The sequence below is a fragment of the Micromonospora sp. KC207 genome (assembly GCF_004348615.1).
Taxonomy (GTDB): Bacteria; Actinomycetota; Actinomycetes; order Mycobacteriales; family Micromonosporaceae; genus Micromonospora.
This window is the reverse complement of sequence record NZ_SMKJ01000477.1, coordinates 1-3,108: the sequence shown is the minus strand read 5'-3', so window position 1 is coordinate 3,108 and position 3,108 is coordinate 1. Positions and strand designations below refer to the sequence as shown.

The 3,108-nt window shown below is 78.8% G+C and carries 1 protein-coding gene; it reads left to right on the top strand.

Going from position 1 to position 3,108, the window contains the following annotated elements; genetic code table 11:
* Positions 1 to 3,108: non-ribosomal peptide synthetase (locus E1258_RS31475; protein ID WP_132407484.1), on the top strand; the 3,108-nt coding region annotated here is incomplete at both ends.

The window sequence follows — 3,108 nt, the reverse complement described above, 5'->3', positions numbered from 1 at the left end:
CCTCCGACCTGACCCGCCCGGCGCTGCCGTCCGCGGCCGGCGAGAGCGTGTTCCGCGAGCTGCCCGCCGAGCTGGCGCAGCGGGTGCGGCGGTTCAGCCGGGACGAGCGGGTCACCCCGTTCACCACCCTGCTGAGCGCGTTCGGGGTGCTGCTGTTCCGGTTCACCGGCCAGGACGACCTGGTGATCGGCACCGGCACGAGCGGCCGGGACGAGCGGACCGCCGGCCTGATCGGGTTCTTCGTGCGGACCCTCCCGCTGCGGCTGGACCTCACCGGCGACCCGAGCTTCCGCGAGCTGCTCGCCCGGGTCCGGGCCACCGCCGCCGACGGGTACGAGCACGACGGCGTCCCGTTCGACGCCCTGGTCCACGCGGTGGCCCCGCACCGGGAGGCCGGCCGCCACCCCCTGTTCGACGTGGTGGTGGAGTACGAGAGCGGCCCCGAGGCGTTCGCCTTCGACCTGCCCGGCGTCACCGCCGAGCCGCTGCCGCTGGGCCTGGCCAAGGCCCCCGTCGACCTGATGGTCTACCTGTCGCACGGCGAGACGCTGCGCTGCCACGTGGAGTACCGCACGCAGGTGCTCGACCGGGCGAGCGTGGACCGGCTGCTCGACCACCTGCACCTGCTGCTCGACGTGCTGACCCGCGCGCCGGGCGAGCCCCTGTCCCGGCTGGCCGGTCGGCTCGACGACCCCGCAGGCCGGCCGGTGGGGCCGCGCCCCGCCCCCGCCGCCGACCGGCTGCACGACCTGTTCCTCCGGCAGGCCGACCGCACCCCCGACGCGGTGGCCGTGGTCGACGGGCAACGGCGGTGGACGTACCGGGAACTGCGGGACCGGGCGCGGGAGCTGGCCCGCCGGGTCGCGGCCCACGGCATCGGCCCGGACGACCTGGTGGCGGTGCTGCTGCCGCGCCGGCCGGAGCTGGTCGCGGCGCAGCTCGGCGCACTGCTGGCCGGCGCGGCCTTCCTGCCGCTGGACCCGGACCTGCCGGTGGCCCGGCTGCGCGACCTGCTCGCAGACAGCGGCGCCCGCCTGCTGCTGACCGCCGCCGACGTCGTCGACCCCACCCGGACCGCCACCCACGCCGACGGTTCGACGGGGATCACCGTCGGCGAGGGCCCCCCGGTGGTCCGGGCGCTGGTGGACCGGCCCGGCGAGCCCGGCCTGCCCGACCCGGTCGATGCCGCCGGGCCCGCGCACCTCGCCTGGTGCGTCTACACCTCCGGCTCCACCGGTCGGCCCCGGCTGGTGGGCGTGCCGCACCGCGCGGCGGCCGACGTCGTCGACTGGCACGCCCGCGCACTGGCCCTCACCGGCGCGGACACCGTGGCGCACGCGCTCGGCCTCGGGTTCGACGCGAACCTCGCCGAGATCCATCCGGCGCTGGCCGCCGGGGCGAGCCTGCACCTCGTACCGTCGCGGGTGCGCGCGGACCCGGCGCGGCTGGTCGACTGGTGGCGGCGCGCGAAGGTGACCGTCGCCTTCCTGCCGGCCCCGCTGGCGGAGCTGGTCCTCGCGCTGCCGCCGGCCCCGACCGTCCGGGCCCTGGTTGTCGGCGGCAGCCAGCTACGTCGCCGCCCGCCCGCCGGGTACCCGGCCGTGGTGCTCAACGCCTACGGCCCGACCGAGGCCGCGATCGTCACCACCGCCGGCCCGGTGCCCCCCGACGGGACCGGCCCGATCGACATCGGCCGTCCCGTGGATTATCGCCGCCTGCACGTGCTGGGCCGCGACGGCACGCCGGTGCCGGCCGGCGCGGTCGGCGAGCTGCACGTCGGCGGCACCGGCCTCGCCCGGGGCTACCTCGGGCGGCCCGGCGCGACGGCGGCGGCGTTCCTGCCGGACCCGTTCGCCGCCGAGCCGGGGGCCCGGGCGTACCGGACCGGCGACCTGGTGCGGCTGCGCGGCGACGGCACGGTGGAGTTCCTCGGCCGGGTCGACGACCAGGTGAAGATCGCCGGCCACCGGGTCGAGCCGGGCGAGCCGGCCGCCGCGCTGGCGCTCCTGCCGGGGGTACGGCAGGCCGCCGTCGTCGCCCGGCACGACCGGGTCGAGCCCTACCTCGTCGGGTACGTCGTTCTCGACGACGAGGCCGGGCCGCCGGCCGCCCGCACCGCCCGGCTGGCCGCCGAGCTGGGGGAGCGGCTGCCGGACCACCTGGTGCCCCGGGCCTGGGTGGTGCTGGACGCGCTTCCCGTCGGCGACACCGGCAAGGTCGACGTGACCCGGCTGCCCGCGCCCGCCGCCCCGCCCGCCGGCGAGGAGCCGGGGCCGGGGGTGGAACGGCTCGTCCACGATGCCTGGTGCGCGGAGCTGGGCGTGTCCCGGGTGCCGCTGGACGTCTCGTTCTTCGCCGCCGGGGGCGACTCCCTGGGCGCGGTCCGGCTGGCCAACCGGCTGCGCGAGGCGCTCGGCGCTGACGTCGGCGTGGACCGGGTGCTGCGCAGCCCAGGGGTGCGGGCGCTGGCCGTGGCGGCGGTGGCCGCCGGCCGCGCCCCGGCGGCCACCGCCCCGCCCTCGCCCGAACCCCTCGACGCCGCCCTGCGCGACCGGGCGCCGGCGACGTACCAGCAGGAGTTGATGTGGCACCGGCAGCGCCAGGCCCCGAACCCGGCGGCCGTGCACATGGCCGTACGCGTCGACCTCACCGGCCCTCTCGACGTGCCCGCCCTCACGGCGGCGGCCGACGCTCTGGTCGCCCGGCACGAGGCGCTGCGCACCCGGGTCGTGGCCGGCGACGGCGGCGCGGTGCAGGAGGTGCTGCCCCACCGCCCGGTCACGGTGCCCGTGGTCGACCTTCCGGCCACCGACGCCGACGGGGTGCGGGCCTGGTGCGTGGCGACCGGCCGGGAGCCGTTCCCGGCCGATGGGCCGTGGCTGCGCGCCCGGCTCGCCCGGCTGACCGGGACGGGGCCCGAACCGGCCCGAGCCGGCCATGTCGCCGACCGGTGGGTGCTCCTGATGGTCGTGCACCACCTGTGCGGGGACGGCTGGTCGATGCTCCAGCTCCTCGACGAGCTGGGGCGGGCCTACGCGGGCGCGCCGCCCGAGCGCGCCCCGGCCCTGCGCTACGTCGAGCACGCGCGCCGGCAGCGTCGGGCCGAGG